Raw genomic sequence first — 18,507 nt, forward strand, 5'->3', positions numbered from 1 at the left:
TCGCCGTCGAGCTGGTGACGAACGGGATCATCGCGCGTGAGGTGAGCCCGTGCATCGAGCATCCCTGCGACCTGTGCGGAGCGGGGTCGCGTCGACTCAGCTACCGCTGTGCACCCGCCCGGCCTTCTCGTCCTGCCAGCCGTCGGGTTGCGGGTGGTAGCCGTAGGCGGCGGCCCGAACCGTCTCCTCATTCTCCAGGCCGGAGCCGATCGCGCCTCCCACAGTGGCCAGCGAGCTGGTGATCCAGGCGAGCGTCAGATAGTCGCTGAGACCGACCGACTGCTGCAAAGTCTGTTCCAGCACGGATGTGTCGATCAGCAGTGCCCCGACGAGCACCGTTCCCACGAGTAACACCACGTATGACACCGCTGTGGCCAGCGTGAGAGTAAGGATCGTCCCCAGGTTGAACAGCCGTGCCAGCTCAGCTGGTGTCTCTCGGGTTGGTTTCTCCCACAGGTCGTGCGCGACGATCAGCCACGCCACCAACGCGCCCAACCCGAGCAGCATGATCACGGTGAGTCGGAGTCCGCCGAGCGCATCGCCCATCTGCCAGATGGTGTCCGTGGTGAGTGCGAACGCGGCCGTGCCGAACGCGCCGACCAGCAGCTTGGACAGGCCCAGCAGAGCACGCCCCGGGCGGTTGGCGCGGACCATGCCAGCCAACAGCCGTACCCGGCCGATCAGCCCGGAGGCGACGTAGCGTCGCTCGCCGGCGTCAGCCTCGCCGATCATTCGGTGGACGGCGGGAACCTGGCGTGCCGTCTCGGCCGGTGCCGAGCCGGCCGGCGGCACCCGCTGGTCGGGAGCGTCGCTCAGAAGCCGACTCACCAGATCCGGAACGGCCAAGCGGGCCGCTCGCAGCTGATGCAGTCCCAGCGCGGGCAGGGACACGACCGCGGCTCGGCGTCGGGCGGAGGTCTGCGCGACCAGCGGCACCCGCTCGGCGTGCAGTGGCAGGTCGGTCAGGCAGATGGCGACGTCCCACTCGTCGTCGGCGCGCCGTCGAGCAACGTCGTCGAGTAGGGCCTCAACGCCGCCGTCGCGGCGCGGCGCCACCTTCCCCCAGCCTTCCCGGATGGTCCACCGCACGTCGGCGCTCACCCGCTCGGTGAGCCCGCTGGCCAACTCGGCGCTGAGCCGCGTGGCCACCCGGGCGGGCTGGTCCGGCGGAGTTGCCACCAGCCCGACGACGATCTCCGGGCGTTGCTGTTCGCTGGCGGTCATCGGTGCTCCTCACCGCTAGCCGGGCTCGGCCGATGGCGAGAACCGGGGGCATCATGCGGCGTCAGCGGCAGCTCCCGATCCGACTGACGTGGCGGTAGAGCCGTGCCGCCGAGAGGAGCACACCGGCCGGCCCGTATAGCGCCACCGCGACGCTCTCGCCGATCCGGGCACCCCACGAAGCCTAGAAGACCACCCCGATGGGTGCAGCGGATTCAGTGGAAGGAGCACGAGGGTCACGGGCTGACCGAGCGGGTTCGCCCCGGAGCGCGTCATCGTCAGGCTGCGCCGGCAACTCCCCGTACGGGCGACGAGCTGATCCTCGCGGCGATGTTCCTCCTCAGATAACTCGCGGTATCCCGCACGCCAAGGGTCAGGCGCGGACATCCCGCGCCTGACCCTTGGCGTTCACTGCAATGCCACCGCGGCCTACGCCTGCACTGCCGGCGTCCAGGAGAAGATGGCGTTGTTCGTCGTCGCGCACGTGTAGAGGATCAGGTCGGATCCGTTAGACGTCGTGCTGCCCTGCACGTTGAGGCACTTCGCGGGGTTCAGCCGACTCTTGAACTGGTAGAAGTCGAACCCGCCGATTTTCCGCACGAACTGCGGGTACCACTGGTCGTTCAGCGTCCCGCTGCCACCACAGTTGTACTGGACGATTTTCGTACTGTTGACGTCCGTGCTGCCCTTGATGTTGGCGCACATTCCCGTCTTGCCGTTGATGATGCGCTGGTAGCCACCGGAGGTGGGCCGGAAGATCCACCGCTGGTGTAGCGGCGTGACACCGCCGTCCCAGGTTGCACAGGTGTAGACCTGGACCTGCGCGCTGAGCGCGGTCGAACCGCCCTGGACTTCGAGACACTTGTCGACAGCGCTGGCGGGAAAGACCTCCCACGGCCCGTTGTCCGCGGCGTACGCAGCGGACGGTGCGACCATTCCGCCGGCGGCAATCCCGACCAGCGTGGTGAAGACAGCGGCGAATGTCCGCAGCCTCATACTCGTTCCCCCCAATTCATCGGACAAACAACGGGCACGACCCTACCCAAGACAACCAAGCATGTACATCTCTGATTGTCTGGCCGGGTTGCGGCTTGCTCGGGTGCCTGCGCCTGATGCGGTCGAGCGGCAACAGCTAGCCCTCGCCAGTGACCCGCTGGGGTGACCTCTCCGGCGGATCCGAAGGCAGCGTTGGCGTGCCCGCAGAGGCTGTCCACCGCTGCGTCGACCGACCGGGCGTCACGCCCGGCTCAGACCGAGCGCCTCATCCACGCGGTCCAGCACCGTCACGTCGTCGTGGCCGACGCCGCGTAGCAGGTCGATCGCGGTCGCCCGGATCTGCCCGACAATCATGGTGACCGGCAGCGGCGGGTCGGAGCGCAGCAGGCCCGCGGCGATCCGGACCGCCTTCAGGGCCGCCGCGTCGGCCGAGTGCGCGTGTCGGTCGGCGTCGGCGCCGCTGAGGTCGCGGGCCAGGGCCTCTCCGGCCGACCGTACGGCGGCGGTCAGCGCGCCGATCGCGGCGGCCAGCTCCGGCGGTGTGGCGGTGTGCCGGCGGGTCAGGGTCACGCCGGCCCGGGCCAGCACCCGGATGTTGCGGGCGGCGTAGTCGAGCTGCCGCAGCGTCGCCTCCACGTCGACGAGCTTGCCCAGGTGCCGGCGGCGCAGGCCCAGCCGCAGCGTCTCACCGGTGGCGAGCACGGCGGCCTGCATCTGGGCGACGCAGTCGTCCACCTGCCGGGCCTGGTCCAGCGCGGCGCGGGCGGCGTCCTCGTCGCAGCCCTGCAACGCCGCGTTCACCTGGTCGAGCAGGTCGGCCAGGTCGGTGTAGCTGCGCCGGGCCTGCGCCACCAGCGGCGCCAGCGGGTCGCGGGTGGCCATCAGCTGGCTGGCGGCCAGCGCCACCGCGCCACCGATGAGCGCGTCGACGAAGCGGAACGGCATCAGCGTCCCGTGCGGCGCGGCGACCACGACCAGGTACATGGCCGAGACGGTGGCCTGCACGACCAGGGCACGGCGGGCCCCGATCAGCACGAGCGTCGTGGTGGTCAGTACCAGCACCAGCAGGACCGTGTCGGTGCCCGGGCCCAGCGTGTACACCAGCAGCTCCGCGACGAGCACGGCGGCGGCCACGGCGAGCAGGATCTCGACGGTCTGCCGCAGCCGTCGCCCGCGGGACTCACCGAGCACGACGAGCGCGGCGGTCGGGGCGTAGAACGGGTCCGGGTGACGGATCACCACCGCAGCCACGATCCAGGCGACCACCGCGGCGGCGGTCAACTCGATCACGGTCATCCCGTCGCCCCGCAACCGCGCGATGGCGTCGCGTCCCCACCTCCGCACCGGTGGCACCCCTCTCGCCGGACGGACCCGGGGCCGCCGATTGATCTTCTGCGAGGGTCACTACCCCGCCCCTGACCTGCTCAATCGCTCGGGTGGCGGGCGGCACCCGGGACGGGCGGCCGGGGACGACTACAGGCACCGGCCATGTGCAGCACGCCGGGGCCTCCGGCCGTAGCGGACGCCGGCATGCCGGCCGGCTGGGTTCGGACCGGGACGCGCCGGGGCCGATCGGTTGGCGGGGGTGTGCGGGCGAACAGCGTGTTCATCGGAGGTCTCCCGCCGCGGCGGCCCGGCTCCACCGGAACCCGGCCGCCGCGTCGGGCGTACGCACGTCGACCGTGCCGATGCGGCGTGGAGTGCCGGCAAGGTCACCCGAAGAGGTTGCCGGTGATGTCGGCGTAGAAGAGGGCGGGGTCGCGGGAGAGGGAGGCCTTGACGTTGGCGGTGGGCTTGTCGGCGATGACTTTGATCTTGCCCGCTTCCAGTCCGTCGAGGGCCTGGGCGACCACCTCGTGGGGCGGGAGCTTGGGAATGTCGAAGCCGGCCATCATGTCCGTGTCGGCGATCGCCAGCGCCAGGGCGGTGACCAGCGTCTTCTGGTCGGCCAGTTCGAGTCGGATGCCGTTCGTCAGGGACCATTCCGCGGCCTTGGAGGCGGCGTAGCCATTGCTGCCGGGGCTGATGGTGTACCAGCTCAACGCCGAGATGACGTTGAGGATGGCGCCGCCCCCGAGCCTGGGAGCGAAGGCGCGGGTCACGTTGAGAGTGCCCCAGAAGTTGGTGTCGAAGTCGCGACGGATGTTGTCGGTGGAGGGGCCGAGCAGCGGGGCTTCCGTGGAGGTGCCGGCGTTGTTGATGAGGATGTCGAGGTCGCCCACCTTGCCCGCCGCGGCCTCGATGGACGCCGGATCCGTGATGTCCAGATGGAGGGGGACAGCGCCGGGGATGTCGATGCTGTCGAATCGACGGGCGGTCGCGTAGACGGTCGTGGCGCCGCGGGCGAGGAGAGCCTCGGTGAAGGCCTTGCCCAGGCCGCGGTTGGCGCCGGTCACGAGAGCTGTTGAGCCGTTGATCTGCATGCGCCTACGCTAAAATCTCACGTTGACGTCAGGGGCAAGTCATGCGAGGCAGATCACGTTCGACCGCTGCGGCGTAGCATCGCCGGGCTGACGGCGATCCCGCGCCTGACCAGGGCGGTGATCAGCGAGCGGCCACCGCCCAACGGATCGCCGCACTGCACACGTACCGTCCAGCCCCGGGTGTGTGCCCCGCGGTGAGCTCAGGTCGGTGACGCGGCCGTCGGCCGCCGAATCGGTGCGCGGCGCCACCACGTGAGGCATCGCCACGCCCATTCGACCGGCCCGTATCGGAACGACCGGAGCCACAACACACTCCACGTCGCCTGAACGACGATGATCCCGACCGTCAGGCCAATGATCTGGGGCAGGTCCGTGGTGCTGCTGATGCCGAGCCAGGGACCGAGGGCGAGGAACAACACGGTCGCGGTGAGATAGTTGGTCAGTGCCATCCGGCCCATCGGGGACAGCACCGCGGACAGCGCCGGCCCGACCGGGGTCCGCAGCAGCAGGAGCAGGCCACAGCAGTACGCAAGACCGGTGACGATGCCGGCGAGCGGGCCGAGCAGGCTGACTCCACCTCCGGGGCCTCCTGTCACGTTGACGACGGGCAGGTCAACCTGCCGCAGCTCCAGGACGATCCAGGTGGCGGCCAGGGCGGCGAGGATGACGAACGCGGCGGCGACCCGGCCGGTACGGCGTTCGATCTCGGACGGCACGCCGAGCATCGCCAGGGCATACCCGAGTGTGAGCAGTCCGGGGATCGGTCCGTAGCCGACGACGAGTTGGGCGCCGACGATCAGCACCACGACTGCCACGACGAGGGCGACCCGCCCTCCCAGGTAGCTCAGGGGGAGCAGCACGAGCAGTCCGGCCAGCGCGTACGCCGTCAGCGCTTCGCCGGGGTGGACGAGGAAGTGCGCGATGCCGATGAGCAGCAGCACCGCGAGCCGACGGGCCAGCACCACCCTGGGGCGCTCGGTCCGGGCGGCCGCGCGCCGCAGGAAGATGCCGAAGCCGACGCCGAACAGGATCGAGAAGATGGGGTAGAACCGCTCGTAGAAGAGCAGCTGGACGGCGGTCGGGAGTTGCGGTGCCGTGCCGGCGGCCTCCCCGTGGAACACGACCTGCTGGTAGATGTTGATGATCAGAATTCCGCAGAGGGCGAATCCGCGCAGCGCATCGAGGGCTTCGATGCGAGGCCCCGCGGTGGACACCTCCTCGGTCGCCGAGGCGGCATCGGGCACCGCCGTCGGCGTGGAACGCGGGAGACGGCCCAGGAGGTCACCCTGATCGGCGTGGTCGCTGGAAGTCGCCATCTGATCGCCTCCTGGATCCGGCTGTCACCCATCGGCGTCAGTCAACCCCGCAGGCGAAGGCCGGGCGGCGCAACCGCGACCATCGTCGGGTTCGCCCGCGACGAAAGTAGGGTCGTTGGCCGCGGCGGCCCGCACGACGGGCCCTAGCTCACCGGTCCGGCTACCCTCCAGGCATGGGGCGCAGCCGCGTACTCTCGGTCGCCGTCAACGTGCTCGTGGCGGTTGTGGCGGCGGCGGCCGGGTCGGGGCTGGAACTCACCGGTCCGGACCGCGACGAACACCTGATCGCCGCACCGGCGTGGGCCTACGTGGCCGCCCAGATCGCCGCCGCCGCGATGCTGCTGGTGCGCCGCCAGCGTCCGTACACCGTTGCATTGTCGATCGCCGCGATCAGCCTGTTCGCGCCGGCGTGGGCCGCCCTCCTCGCGCCCTACGCCGTCACCGCCCACGGCGGCGGACGGCGTTGGCGGCAGTGGGCCGTTGTCGCGATCGTGGCGGCGGCGTTCCTGGGGGCGCGCGGGCCTGGGCAATCCCCGACCCGATCTCCGCGCCCGCCGTCATCCTGTCGTCCGCGCTGCTCGGCATGTACGTCGGCGCCCGGCGGAGACTGGTGGCCGAGCTGACCGGCCGGGCCGAACGGGCCGAGCGAGAGCGGCTGCTGCTGGCCGAACAAGCCCGGGCCGACGAGCGGACGAAGCTGGCCGGGGAGATGCACGACGTGGTCACCCGCCGGATCAACCTCATGGTGTTGCAGGCGGGTGCGCTGCGGGTCAGCACCACCGATCCCGCCGCCCGACTGGCGGCCGAGGAGCTGCGGGTGGCCGGCTGCCAAGCGTTGGCCGAACTGCGCGATCTGGTCGGGGTGCTGCGCACCGGAGATGGGCTGCCGGTCAGACCCGCCGAACCGTCCGACGGGCCCGACCTGGCGTCACTCGTGGACGATTCCCGTGCGGTCGGTCTTGCGGTACGACTCGAGGAGGACGGTGATCCGGCCATCGTCGCTCCGACCGTCCGACGGACGCTCTTCCGGATCGTGCAGGAGTCTTTGACGAACGTGCACAAGCACGCGCCCGGCGCCGACGTCACCGTGGCGGTGCGCTACGACGGGAACGGGGTGCGCGCGTCGGTCGCGAACACCCCGGGGCGCTACCCACCCGACGTTGGCCTCACCGCTGTCGGCGGCGGCAGCGGTCTGGCCGGGCTGCGACACCGGGTGGAGGTCGTCGGCGGCACGCTGTCCACCGGGGTGACGCCGGACGGTGGCTTCACCGTGTCCGGCACACTCCCGGCGTACGTGCCGACGGCGGCAGGGCGGTGATCCGCGTCCTGCTCGTCGATGACGAGCGGATGGTGTGCGCGCACCTGCGCACCATCCTCACCGCTTCCGGCCTGGACGTGGTCGGTGAGGCGTACGACGGTGCCGAGGCGGTGGAGGCCGCGGTCCGGCTACGCCCCGACGTGATGCTGATCGACCTGCGGATGCCCGGCGTCGACGGGCTCACCGCGATCGAGCGCATCGCGACGCTTCCCACGCCCCCACGGATCGTCGCTCTCACCACCTTCGATCTGGACGAGTACGTGCTCCGCGCGTTGCGGGCCGGCGCTGTCGGGTTCCTGGTCAAGTCCACCGCACCGGAGGAACTCGCCGACCTGGTGAGGGTCGCCGCCTCCGGCAACACCGTCCTGTCGCCGATGGCGGCCCAACGGCTGATCGGCAGTACGGGGCACCGTCACCGCCAACACGTCCGCGACATCTGCGCCTCGCTGACCGATCGTGAGCGGGAGGTGCTGGAGGGCCTGGGCGCCGGTTGGTCGAACCATCAGATCGGGCGTCGTCTGCACCTGTCCGAGGCCACCGTCAAGGGTTATGTCTCCCGGCTGTTGGTCAAGCTGGACTGCAAGAACCGCACCGAAGCCGCCCTGTTGGCCCACCAGGCCGGCCTCGGCACGCCACGGTGAAGCCGTCGGAGAAGCATTTCCTGACCATGACTCGGTGTCGGGCGAGCGATGATCGACTCAGCCCGCTGCGTCCAGCGAATGGCGGGGCGGGATGATCCCCGGTTCCCGGCCGGTTGTCGGGGCGGCCGGCGCGAAGTCCGGCCCGATCGACGCCGAACGGGTTGCCCACGACGGGTCCGCGAACCCCGGTGTCCTCGTCGATCCCACCGGTCGACGGTGACGTGGTGTCGAGTCCCGTAAGGCTGGTCGGCCACGGCCGGCACGTCCGGGCGCGGTGGGGGAGAATTGAAGAATGTTTGTCATCAGGGAACGGTTCTTCTCGATCGGCGACGACTTCGACGTGCTCGACGAGCACGGCACCAAGGTCTTCCACGTCGACGGCAAGGTGCTCAGCGTCCGCAACAAGGTCGTCATCGAGGACGCCTCCGGCCAGGAGGTCGCCACGCTGCACCGGCACCTGGTGGCGCTGCGTCCCACCTACGAGATCCGGATCGGTGGCGAGAAGGCCGCAGAGGTCCGCAAGAAACTCCTCACGCCGTTTCGCGACAAGTTCACCATCGACGTGCCGGGGCCCGACGACCTGGAGATGAAGGGCGACCTGCTCGACCACGAGTACGTGATCGAACGCGACGGCACCGAGGTGGCCGCCGTCTCCAAGCGGTGGCTGACGATCCGCGACACCTACGCCGTGCAGGTCACTGCCGGCGTCGACCCGCTGCTCATCATCGGCAGCGTCCTCGCGCTCGACCTGGCCCTGAACCGCGACAAGAAAAAGAGCGACGAGGACTGACCCGGGATCCGCGGGGCGCGCGGACCGCCTACGGCTGGGGGCGGGGTGCGGTACTCCGCGCGGGGTGGTCCGGTTCATGCCGGTGCCAGTCCGTCGTGTTTCCGGAGTCGGCCGGCGGCTGGGTCAGGATCGTCGTGGACGACGTCCGGGCCGAGACCATCGGGGACGCCCACGAGGTCGTCTTCCGTGGGCTCCTCATGGTGTCCCGCGGCGCGGGCGCCATGCCCAAGAGCGACGTCGCCGGTAGCTGAGATCCGTGTGGCACGGACGGCGGCGCTGCAGGAATTCCGCGGCGCGAGGCGCCGGCAGGCACTTGCGCCCGAGCGTCGAAAAGCGAGATCATCACGCATGCTCGACCCCTCGCCCGAGGACGACGGGACTTCACCGACGGTCTCAACGCCGAATTTCGTGGGTCGTGATCGGGAGATGGCGGCGCTGCGGGCCGCCTTGGCCCGGCCGCCGGCGATCGTGCTGGTGGAGGGCGAGGCGGGCATCGGGAAGAGCCGACTGCTGCGAGAGTGGTTGGCGACGGCGGACGAGCGCACCGCCCTGGTCTCGGTGTGCCCACCGCTTCGCGAGTCGTTGACCCTGGGGCCGATCGTCGACGCGTTCCGTGGCATCGACCGCCCGGTGTCGCGATTGCCGCTCACCGCCCTGGCGGGTGCGTTACGGCCCCTGTTCCCTGAATGGTCCGCGGACCTGCCGCCCGCACTGCAGCCCCTGGACGACGCGAAGGCGGCACGGCATCGCCTGTTCCGCGCCCTGGACGAGCTGCTGCGGGCCCTGCGTGTCGACGTCCTCGTGCTCGAGGACGCCCACTGGGCCGACGAGGTGACCCTGGAGTTCCTGCTGTTCGTCACCTCCCGACAGCAGACGGACGGCCCCAGTCTCGTGATCTCCTATCGGCCGGAGGAGGTGCACGACGGGTCGCTGTTGCTGCGGCTGACGTCCCGGTTGCCCGCCGGCGTGACTCAGCTGAGGATCGCCCTGGCGCCGATGCGACCCGACGACACGGCAGCGCTGGTGTCCTCGATGCTGGACGGCAACCCGGTATCGCAGGAGTTCGCGACGTTCATGCACGAGCGGACCGGTGGCGTTCCTCTGGCGCTGGAGGAGTCGGTTCGCCTGATGTGCGACCGCGCCGACCTCGTCTTCCGCGACGGGCAGTGGGTCCGGCTGAAGCTGCGCGAGCTCCGGGTTCCGCCGACGGTGCGCGACTCCACCCGGGAGCGGGTGGGCCGTCTGTCGCCGCCGGCGCAGCAGGTGTTGCGAGCCGCGGCCACGTTGGCCGAGCGGTCATCGGTGGCCACGATCGCGGTGACCGCCGGTCTGTCTCCCGTTGCGTGTCGAGGCGCCATCGCGGAGTCGGCCGACGCCGGCGTCCTGGACGCGGACGACCGCGGCCAGTGGGGATTCCGGCACGTGCTGGCCGCGACGGCCGTCTACGAGGCGATTCCGTTGACCGACCGCAGACACATCCACCTGCTGGCCGGCCGTGCCCTGGAGAACATCCACCCACCGCCTGTCGCCCGCCTTGCCCACCACTTCCGTGAGGCGGGCGAGACGCGTTCCTGGGCGCGATACGCCGAGCAGGGTGCCGAGCTGGCCATGGCCTCGGGTGACCACACCAAGGCGGTCGACCTGCTGGTCGAGCTGTTGTCGTGGGCCGTGCTGCCGCCGGCGGATCGGGCACGGGTCGCGCGCATCGCCGGAGTTGCCGCGCTGGGCCGTCGTGAACCGGTCGACGAGGTCTACCACCGCGTGATCCGTACCCTGCGCTCGGTGCTGGAGACCCCCGGTCTCTCCGCGCGCCAGCAGGCCGAGATCCGCAACCCCCTGGGTCGGCTCCTGATCACCGGGGGTGAGGCGCAGGCCGCGCTCAGTGAGCTGGAGCGGGCGGTGGCCAACCTCGACCATGACCCGGTCGAGGCGGCCCGGGCAATGACCTATCTCGGCTGGGCCTATGCGGGTCCGTGGCCGGCGTCGACCCATCGGCGGTGGTTGGACCGCGCCGGTGAACTCACCGCCGAATTCGACTCTCCCGCGGAGCGGCTGAACCTGGCCGGCAACCGGGCCGCGGCGCTGCTCATGCTCGGCGAAGAGGAGGCCTGGGACGTCGTCGCCGGCTTGCCCGTCGACGGAGCGACCGCGGCCGAACGCCTCGACGTGGCCCGCATCCACGCGAATGTCGGCACCGGCGCGCTGATCTGGGGCCGCTACGCCGACGCGGACAGACACCTCGCGGTGGCCAGGCGCCTTGCCGAGACCGAGCAGGCGTCCCGGTTGCAGCACAACGTCCGACTCGAACAGGCCAACCTGGCGTGGTTCACCGGCGGGTGGGAGGGCCTCGCGGAACAGAGCGCGGCCCTCACCGACGCCGACCGGGACCGGCCGGCGCACTACCTCGGCAGCATCCGCCTCGCGGCTCGGTTGGCGGCCGCAGCCGGACGGCGGCGCGTCGCGGAGGAGCAGTTCCGCCTGGTGCTCGAGGAGTCCGCCCGTCTCGGCGCGGCCGACGACACGATGGAGGCCGCCGCCGCGCTGGCCAGACTGTGGCTGACGGACGGGAACAGCGGTCGGGCGCTGCAGATCACGAACGAGCCGATGGACACCGTCCGGAGAAAGGGCATCTGGATCTGGGCGACGGACCTCGTCCCCGCCCGGATCGAGGCGTACCTCGCTGCCGGCGACCTGACGGCCGCGGCACGCCTGGGCGACCAGCTCGCCAGAGGACTGCGTGGCCGTACCGCGCCTGCGCCCCGCGCCGCGCTGGCCGTGTGCCGTGCCCTGCTGCTCGCCGCAGCCGGAGACCACGCGCGCGCGGCGACCGCCTACGATCGCGCGGCGCGCGCCTGGAGCGCGTTGCCACGCCCCTACGACGCCATGCTCGCCCGGGAGCGTCAAGCCGAGGCTCTCGTCGCGCACGGCCAGATCGACCAGGGCCGAGAGCTGCTGGCGGCACAGTACGAGCAGCTGTTCAGGCTCGGTGCCCGCGGTGACGCGGACCGTGTCGCACAGCGGCTCCGCGAACACGGCGCCGAGGTCCCGCGACTGTGGCGCGGCGGCCGACGCGGGTACGGCGACCAGCTCTCACCGCGCGAGCTGGACGTCGTCCAACTGGTTGTCGCCGGCAAGACGAACCGGGAGATCAGCCGGATCCTGGCCAAGTCGCCGGCCACGGTGGATCAACAGCTACGTGCGGCGATGCGCAAGTTGAAGGTGAGTTCCCGGACCTCGCTCGCGGTCAAGGCCGTGGAGGCCGGAGTGTTCGCCGAAGAGGACGCCCGCGACGACGCGTCGTGAAAATTGACGTATCCGCTGGATAGCTAAGGTCGCGCGTCTCGGCCGAGCATGACTACATGATCCATAGCCCACGGGCAATGCATGCCTGAGCGACCTGTCGTGCGTGACGACTCCGCCATCGACGATCCGCCGCCGCCTCTGGAGCTGCCGCGGGAGCCGCACGACAGCTCCCGCAATGCCGTCGACGCCCGCGACGCCGACGACCACGAGAGCCACGACCCCTACCAACCCCTGTAGGCGAAGGACCCCGATGAGATTCAAAGCCCTAGCGGCAACACTTGCCGCAGCGGTCGGCGTGAGCATGCTCCAGCCGATACCGGCGTCCGCCGCCGAGCCGGACCCCGGCACAGCGGCCAGGAAGATCGCGCCGACCCTGAAGGACCGCTTCCACTCGCAGCCAGCCTCCGACTTCTGGATCACTTTCGGCGCCGGGGCCGACCTCACGCCGGCGAAGAAGATCGGCGACTGGAGCGCCCGTGGTCAGTTCGTCTACGACGCCCTGACCAAGGCGTCGAAGAGCTCCCTGGCCGCCGTCTCCCCCGAACTCGACCGGGCCGGAGTGAAGTACACCCCCTACCCGATCGCCAACGCCGTGCTCGTCAAGGGCGGCACCGAAAAGCTCGCCCTCGACGTGGCCGCACGGGTACAGGTCGCCGAGATCCACGCGGCGCCGCAGGTCGCGCTGGTCGAGCCGGTGGAGAAGAAGCTCCCTGCGGACCAGGCTGCCCGACCCGCCGCCCCGAAGGCCGGCGCCCAGGACGCCGTCCCCTGGGGCCTCGAGGCCATTCACGCCCCGCAGGCGTGGGCGATGGGTGCCACCGGCGCGGGCATCACGGTGTCCAACGTCGACTCGGGCGTCCAGTTCGACCACCCCGCTCTGGCACACCAGTACCGCGGCCTGAAGGCCGACGGCACCCTCGATCACAACTACAACTGGATGGCCACCCGAGGCTCGTGCACGGGCACGCCGTGTGACGACAACGGACACGGCACGCACACCATGGGCACCATGGTCGGCGATGACGGCGCCAACCACATCGGCGTCGCCCCGGACGCGCAATGGATCGCGACGAACGGCTGCTGCGACAGCACCGGCATCGAGTCGCTGCTGCAGTCCGCCTGGTGGCTGCTCGCCCCGACGGACCTCCAGGGCAACAACCCCGACCCGTCCAAGCGCCCCCACATCGTCAACAACTCGTGGGGCCAGAACGCCGAGCACGACTTCAGCGACTTTTTCCGGGCCGTCGACGAGGCCTGGGCCGCTGCGGGCATTTTCAGCGTCTGGGCGTCGGGCAACACCTCGCCGTACGCGGCCTGCGACACCGTCTCTTCACCCGGTGCCACCGAGAGCGCCTACTCCGTCGGCGCCTACTCGTCGGACGGCACGCTCGCGTTGTTCTCTCGCAAGGGCGCGGGCGAAGGCGGTCGGATCAAGCCCGAGATCTCCGCGCCGGGTGACAACATCCGTTCGTCGTACCCGAACAACAGCTACATCGAGGAGTCCGGCACCTCCATGGCGGCCCCGCACGTGGCCGGCGCCGTCGCGGCGCTGTGGAGCTACGACCCGACCCTCATCGGGCAGGTCGACGAGACCCGCCGGCTGCTCGGCGAGTCGGCCGTCGACGTCGACGACACCGAGTGCGGAGGCACCGCCGAGGTCAACAACAAGTACGGCGAGGGCCGGCTCGACCTCCTCCGCCTGCTTGAGCTCGCGCCACGCAAGGGCGGCACCCTCACCGGCGTCGTCACCGCCAACGGCGCCCCGGTCCCCGCCGCCGAGGTGACGATCAGCGGACCGTTCAGCCGGTCGATCGGCACCGACAAGGACGGCCGGTTCACCACGAACCTCCCGGTCGGCGACTACCAGCTCAGCACCAAGGTCTTCGGCTACCTGACCACGACCGCCAACGTCACGGTCTCCCTCGGTCACGACACCCCCGTCACGCTGAAACTCACGGCCGCCGCGAAGCACGACATCAGCGGCAAGGTCGTCGACGACAAGAAGCGGCCCGTCCCGAACGCCGACGTCTCGGTCCGGGACACGCCGCTGAAGCCGGTACGCACGGACGCGAACGGCGCGTTCACGATCACCGCCGTCCCCGAGGGCACGTACAGCCTGGCCGTCACGCCCAACGCCTGCTTCTCGCCCACGACGCTCCCACTGACCGTCGGCGCGCGGAACGAGTCGCCTACGATCCCGGTCGGGCTCGTCGTCGACAAGGGCGGCTACAGCTGCGCCCTCTCCGAGGGCGAGTACCTGCGCGGCACCGAACCGGTCGCGTTCGGCAGCAGCGTGTGGGCGACGGTGAAGTTGCCGTTCCCGATCGCGCTCTACAACGGCAGCCACGACACTCTCGGCGTCGGCCTGCGCGGCGTGATCTCCCCGGACGGCACCACCGACCCTGGCTACGGCGGCGCGGGCGCCTTCCCGCTCTATGTCGAGATCCCCGTCCAGTTCGCCCAAGGCGGTGGTGTCTTCACGGCCGCCACCAAGGTCAACGGTGAGGACGCGTTCGTCTTCGAGTACCGCAACGCGAAGCTCTGGGCCTACCCGAACCGGTCGGAGTACACGAAGCCGGTCAACTTCTCGGCCACCTTCACCCGCTCGGGCACGATGATCTTCGGGTACGGCGACGGCTTCGGGACCGACGACCCGGTGACCGCCGGCGCGAACGCCATCACCGGCATCCAGGGCTGGGCCGGCGTCGACGGTATCCGCTTCTCCGAGCACGCTCCGGTGCTGCACGACGGAATGATCGTCACCTACGACCTGCCTGACTTCGGATACCTCGACGCGACCGTCGTCGACCGCAACGACGGGCTACCGGTGGCCGACGCCAAGGTCTCGATCTCGAACAAGAACGGGCTGGTCGAGACCGTCACCACCAACGGCACGGGCCTCGTGCACCGCCAGCTTCCGGTCGGCAGCTACACCATGACTGTCGAGGCGCGCAACTACTCGACCGCTGCGTACCCCTTCTCGCTGAAGAAGCTCTACGCGAAGGCCACGATCGACGCACGCCTGGCCACGGGTGTCGCCGGCCTGAAGGCCGACGGCCTCGAGACGCTGCTGGGCACCGACCAGAACGGCACGGGCTCGCTGACGCTTACCAACAACGGCTCCGCCCCCCTCACGTACAGCCTGAGCGAGGCCGAGCGTCACCCCGAACTCGACGCCACCGGCGCCACTCGGCGCACCGGTACGGGCGCGGCCAGCACGATCGACCTCGCCGGGTGGAAAAAGGACGCCAGCGGCATGCAACCGTCGAACGTCGACGGCATCGCGGCCAAGTCGAGCACCGCGGAGGCGCAGGCGGCTGCCAAGGTCGGTGCGACCGTCGGCGGCGACGTCATCACCCGGATCCCCATCCCCGGCCGGACCGGGGAGAAGGAGGTCACCGGCATCGGCTACGACGGTGACGTCTGGGTCCACGACTACAACAAGCGGACCAACACCGCCTACACGGTGACCGGCAAGCCGACCGGGAAGGTCTTCGACGCGGCGTGGAACCCCCCGTACCGGGCGTTCGACATGGCGCTCGACACCAAGACCGGTGACATGTGCCAGATGGAGGACAGCCCGGCCAGCCTCATCCACTGCTTCAACCGGGACACCGGTAAGGAGACCAGGCAGATCAATGGTGACTTTTCCACGTCGCAGCTGACCGGGCTCGCCTACAACCCGACCCGGGACGTGTTCTACGTCGGCGGCCGACGGAACGGCAAGATCGGGACCGTCGCCGGCACGTCACACGACAACCCGGGCGCGCTGCTGTCCTACTGCACCCCGCCGCTAACCGAGGTGATGGGCCTGGCCTACAACCAGGCGTCCAACACCATCTGGTACACCGACCTCACCTGGAACCGGACCAGCCGCCTGCTGCAGATCAACCCCGACGACTGCTCGCTGGTGAACGCGTGGTGGTTCCCGGGCCAGAAGGTGGCCCAGGGCGGCGGCCTCGAGACCGACTCGACCGGCGCGCTGTGGGCGGCGGACCAGGTCGCCGACGACGTCGTGCTCGTCGACGTCGAGGACGATCTGCTCACTGACCTGCCGTGGCTGTCGCTCTCCTCGGCCGGCGGCACCCTTGCCCCCGGTCAGTCGACGACCGTCAAGGTGTCGATCTCCTCGAAGGGCGCCAAGCCCGGAGTCCTCGCCGCGAACATCGTCGTGCGGTCCAACTCCGGACGCCAGCCCAGGAGCTACGTCCCGGTGACGCTCACGACCACGAAGTACCAGGTCGGTGTCAACGCCGGCGGTGCGAAGCTCACCGACGGCTCCGGCTACGCCTGGTCCGCCGACCAGCCCGCCGGCAAGAAGGCGTGGGGCTACGAGGGCAACAAGACGAAGGTCACCGCCACGAAGGCCGGTATCGCCGGCACGACGGACGACGCCCTGTTCCAGTCGCAGCGCACCACAGCGGACAAGCAACTGTTCTACCGATTCCCCGACGCGCCCAAGGGCACCTACGCGATCGACTTCGGGTTCGCCGAGATCGACAAGGTGGCCAAGGGGAAGCGGGTGTTCGACGTCGTCGTGGACGGAACTCTGACGGACTACGCCTACGACCCGACCGGGGCCGTGGGGCCGAACGCCGCCGACTGGCGTAAGGCCGTCGTGACGCACGAGGGCGGTCCGCTGACCGTGGAGTTGCGGGGCTCGAAGGGCCTGAAGGCCCCGAGCATCGCCGCGCTGCGGGTGACGCTCGACCCGCGGGCGGACGCGGCGGAGCCGGAGCCGGAGCCCGAGCAGCCGGATCCGGGTCCGGTGCCGGTGGCTCCCGCCGGTCGCTCGTACTCGATGAAGGTGACCGACGGGCTCTACCGCCAGGGCACCCAGGAGTCCGGATGGCACGGCGACGACTTCTGCGACGTGCTGTGGTTCGACTCCACCTTCCTGGCGCCGTTCTACGACACGGCCTGGGACGGCGTCTGCGTGTCGGCGAACGGCACGCTGATCTTCGACCGCGCCGACGCGCCGGCGAGCAACACGGCACTGCCGTCGCCGTACCCGTTCGACGCGATCTACCCGTTCTGGGACGACCTGGTCGTCGACGACGAGGCGGGCATCTACTTCGGCACGACCGAGGTGGACGGGCTGGCCGCGCAGGTCATCGAGTGGCGCAACGTCACCTTCTCCAGCGACCGGACGGCTCGGGTGAGCTTCTCGGTCACGCTGATCGCGGACGGACGGATCCAGATCGGGTACGGCGACGGCGTCGGCGGTGACAACCCCCTCACCAAGGGGTCGTCGGCGACGGTCGGCGTGGAGAGCCTGACGCGCAACCCGGCGAGCCAGTACTCCTTCGACCAGCCCGTCCTGAAGGCTGGCCTGGGCCTGGAGTACACCCTCCCGGCCGCGGGCACGATCGAAGGCACGGTCACCGACAAGAACGACGGCAAGCCGATCGAGGGCGCGATCGTCACGCTCAAGGGGCCGGCCGGCGAACGGGTCATCACGACCGACGTGAAGGGCCGGTGGAAGGCCCAGGCGCTGGTCGGCGAGAACACCGTGCAGGTCGGGGCCCCGAACTACGTTACCGCCAGCCGCCCGGTGACCATCGCCAAGAAGGATCAGGCCGAGGTGGCGGACACGGCGTTGACCACGGGCATCGCCAGCGTCACCGGAGCTGAGCTCGACTGGCTCCTCGACAAGGGTCAGAAGGCGACGGCCGACGTGACCGTCACCAACACCGGCTCCGCCCCGATGCAGGTACGGGTCAGCGAGCAGAAGCGCACCAGCGACGGCGGGCACGAGGCCGTCGACCTTCCGTGGCTGACCCTGACGGGCGCGGCCGCGACCGGCACGGTCACGCTCGCGGCCGGAAAGGCCACCACGGTCACGGTGACGGCCGACAGCGCCGGCAGCAAGCCCGGCGTGCTCGTCGGGGACGTGCTCGTGACGTCGACCACCGGCAAGGCTGAGACCCAGCTCAAGTCGGTACGGCTGGCGACGTCGGCCTACACGAAGGGCGTCGACGCGGGCGGGTCGGGGTACGTCGATGCCGACGGTTTCTTCTGGTCGCCCGACCAGGCGGTCGGCTCGCGGCAGTGGGGCTACGTCGGCGGCAAGGTACGTACCACCAAGGCCGACATCGCCGGCACCGAGGACGACGCGCTGTTCCGCACCCAGCGGACCGGCGAGACGTTCAGCTACGTGTTCAAGAACGCCCCGGCCGGGACGTACCGGATCGGCCTCGACTTCGCGGAGATCGAGAAGATCAAGGCCGGCAAGCGTGCCTTCGATGTGCTCGCCGACGGCAGGATCGCGCTCTACGACCACGACGTGCAGGCGAAGGTGGGTGCGCTGACCGCGGACCTGAACACGGTCACCGTCGAGCACGCCGGTGGCGATCTGAAGATCGAGCTCCTCCGCGACAAGGGGGAGAGCGACCCGATCCTCAACGCCCTCAAGGTCCAGGAGGATCCCCGCCTCTGAGATAGCCACCCCAGTGGTCGGGGCCTCCGCGGGACGATGTCCGTGGAGGCCCTGACCGCT

General features: G+C 70.2%; 12 protein-coding genes. 7 read left to right on the top strand and 5 right to left on the bottom strand.

Going from position 1 to position 18,507, the window contains the following annotated elements; all coding sequences use genetic code 11:
- Positions 1-96: 96 nt before the first annotated feature.
- The 5 genes from O7620_RS05035 to O7620_RS05055 all read right to left on the bottom strand — a co-directional run bounded on the left by O7620_RS05035 (position 97) and on the right by O7620_RS05055 (position 5,956).
- Positions 97-1,224 (bottom strand): hypothetical protein, encoded by a 1,128-nt coding sequence (locus tag O7620_RS05035; RefSeq protein WP_278122048.1) that lies wholly within the window; start codon positions 1,222-1,224, stop codon positions 97-99.
- 426 nt (positions 1,225-1,650) lie between these two features.
- The gene (locus tag O7620_RS05040; protein WP_278122049.1) at positions 1,651-2,217 is read right to left on the bottom strand and encodes an RICIN domain-containing protein; all 567 of its coding nucleotides are present in this window, start codon (positions 2,215-2,217) and stop codon (positions 1,651-1,653) included.
- A 240-nt stretch (positions 2,218-2,457) separates the two neighbouring features.
- Positions 2,458-3,561, bottom strand: coding sequence for an FUSC family protein (locus O7620_RS05045; RefSeq protein ID WP_278122050.1), 1,104 nt, complete (start codon positions 3,559-3,561; stop codon positions 2,458-2,460).
- Positions 3,562-3,929: 368 nt separating this feature from the next.
- Positions 3,930-4,640: an SDR family oxidoreductase gene (locus O7620_RS05050; protein WP_278122051.1), complete on the bottom strand. Its 711-nt coding sequence runs from the start codon at positions 4,638-4,640 to the stop codon at positions 3,930-3,932.
- 200 nt (positions 4,641-4,840) lie between these two features.
- Entirely contained in the window at positions 4,841-5,956 is a 1,116-nt protein-coding gene (locus tag O7620_RS05055; RefSeq protein WP_278122052.1) for a DUF418 domain-containing protein, read from the bottom strand.
- 173 nt (positions 5,957-6,129) lie between these two features.
- Here O7620_RS05055 and O7620_RS05060 point away from each other — a divergent pair, with 173 nt between their 5' ends.
- From O7620_RS05060 to O7620_RS05090, 7 genes are all read left to right on the top strand, one after another.
- Positions 6,130-6,579: a hypothetical protein gene (locus O7620_RS05060; RefSeq protein ID WP_278122053.1), complete on the top strand. Its 450-nt coding sequence runs from the start codon at positions 6,130-6,132 to the stop codon at positions 6,577-6,579.
- Positions 6,540-7,274, top strand: a complete 735-nt coding sequence (locus O7620_RS05065; RefSeq protein WP_278122054.1) for a histidine kinase — start codon at positions 6,540-6,542, stop codon at positions 7,272-7,274. Before O7620_RS05060 ends, O7620_RS05065 begins: the two co-directional genes overlap by 40 nt.
- Positions 7,271-7,915 (top strand): response regulator transcription factor, encoded by a 645-nt coding sequence (locus tag O7620_RS05070; protein WP_278122055.1) that lies wholly within the window; start codon positions 7,271-7,273, stop codon positions 7,913-7,915. The genes O7620_RS05065 and O7620_RS05070 overlap by 4 nt, the downstream gene beginning before the upstream one ends.
- Before the next feature lie 292 nt (positions 7,916-8,207).
- On the top strand, positions 8,208-8,705 hold the full coding sequence (locus O7620_RS05075) for an LURP-one-related family protein (protein ID WP_151490950.1): 498 nt from the start codon (positions 8,208-8,210) through the stop codon (positions 8,703-8,705).
- Between the two features lie 408 nt (positions 8,706-9,113).
- Positions 9,114-12,008: a LuxR family transcriptional regulator gene (locus tag O7620_RS05080; RefSeq protein ID WP_278122056.1), complete on the top strand. Its 2,895-nt coding sequence runs from the start codon at positions 9,114-9,116 to the stop codon at positions 12,006-12,008.
- Between the two features lie 81 nt (positions 12,009-12,089).
- Positions 12,090-12,245, top strand: coding sequence for a hypothetical protein (locus tag O7620_RS05085; protein WP_192580342.1), 156 nt, complete (start codon positions 12,090-12,092; stop codon positions 12,243-12,245).
- Positions 12,246-12,309: 64 nt separating this feature from the next.
- Complete coding sequence (locus O7620_RS05090) at positions 12,310-18,447, top strand: S8 family serine peptidase (protein WP_278126874.1); 6,138 nt, start codon at positions 12,310-12,312, stop codon at positions 18,445-18,447.
- The last annotated feature ends 60 nt before the right edge of the window (positions 18,448-18,507 follow it).

Origin of the sequence: Micromonospora sp. WMMD710, assembly GCF_029626045.1 — a bacterium.
GTDB lineage: Bacteria > Actinomycetota > Actinomycetes > Mycobacteriales > Micromonosporaceae > Micromonospora.

What these genes read in the sequence shown, in the direction of transcription:
- O7620_RS05065 (WP_278122054.1), top strand. Translation starts at nt 6,540, where the DNA reads ATGTACGTCGGCGCCCGGCGGAGACTGGTGGCCGAGCTGACCGGCCGG.
- O7620_RS05085 (WP_192580342.1), top strand. Translation starts at nt 12,090, where the DNA reads ATGCCTGAGCGACCTGTCGTGCGTGACGACTCCGCCATCGACGATCCG.
- O7620_RS05050 (WP_278122051.1), bottom strand. Translation starts at nt 4,640, where the DNA reads ATGCAGATCAACGGCTCAACAGCTCTCGTGACCGGCGCCAACCGCGGC.
- O7620_RS05040 (WP_278122049.1), bottom strand. Translation starts at nt 2,217, where the DNA reads ATGAGGCTGCGGACATTCGCCGCTGTCTTCACCACGCTGGTCGGGATT.
- O7620_RS05075 (WP_151490950.1), top strand. Translation starts at nt 8,208, where the DNA reads ATGTTTGTCATCAGGGAACGGTTCTTCTCGATCGGCGACGACTTCGAC.
- O7620_RS05090 (WP_278126874.1), top strand. Translation starts at nt 12,310, where the DNA reads ATGCTCCAGCCGATACCGGCGTCCGCCGCCGAGCCGGACCCCGGCACA.
- O7620_RS05055 (WP_278122052.1), bottom strand. Translation starts at nt 5,956, where the DNA reads ATGGCGACTTCCAGCGACCACGCCGATCAGGGTGACCTCCTGGGCCGT.
- O7620_RS05060 (WP_278122053.1), top strand. Translation starts at nt 6,130, where the DNA reads ATGGGGCGCAGCCGCGTACTCTCGGTCGCCGTCAACGTGCTCGTGGCG.
- O7620_RS05035 (WP_278122048.1), bottom strand. Translation starts at nt 1,224, where the DNA reads ATGACCGCCAGCGAACAGCAACGCCCGGAGATCGTCGTCGGGCTGGTG.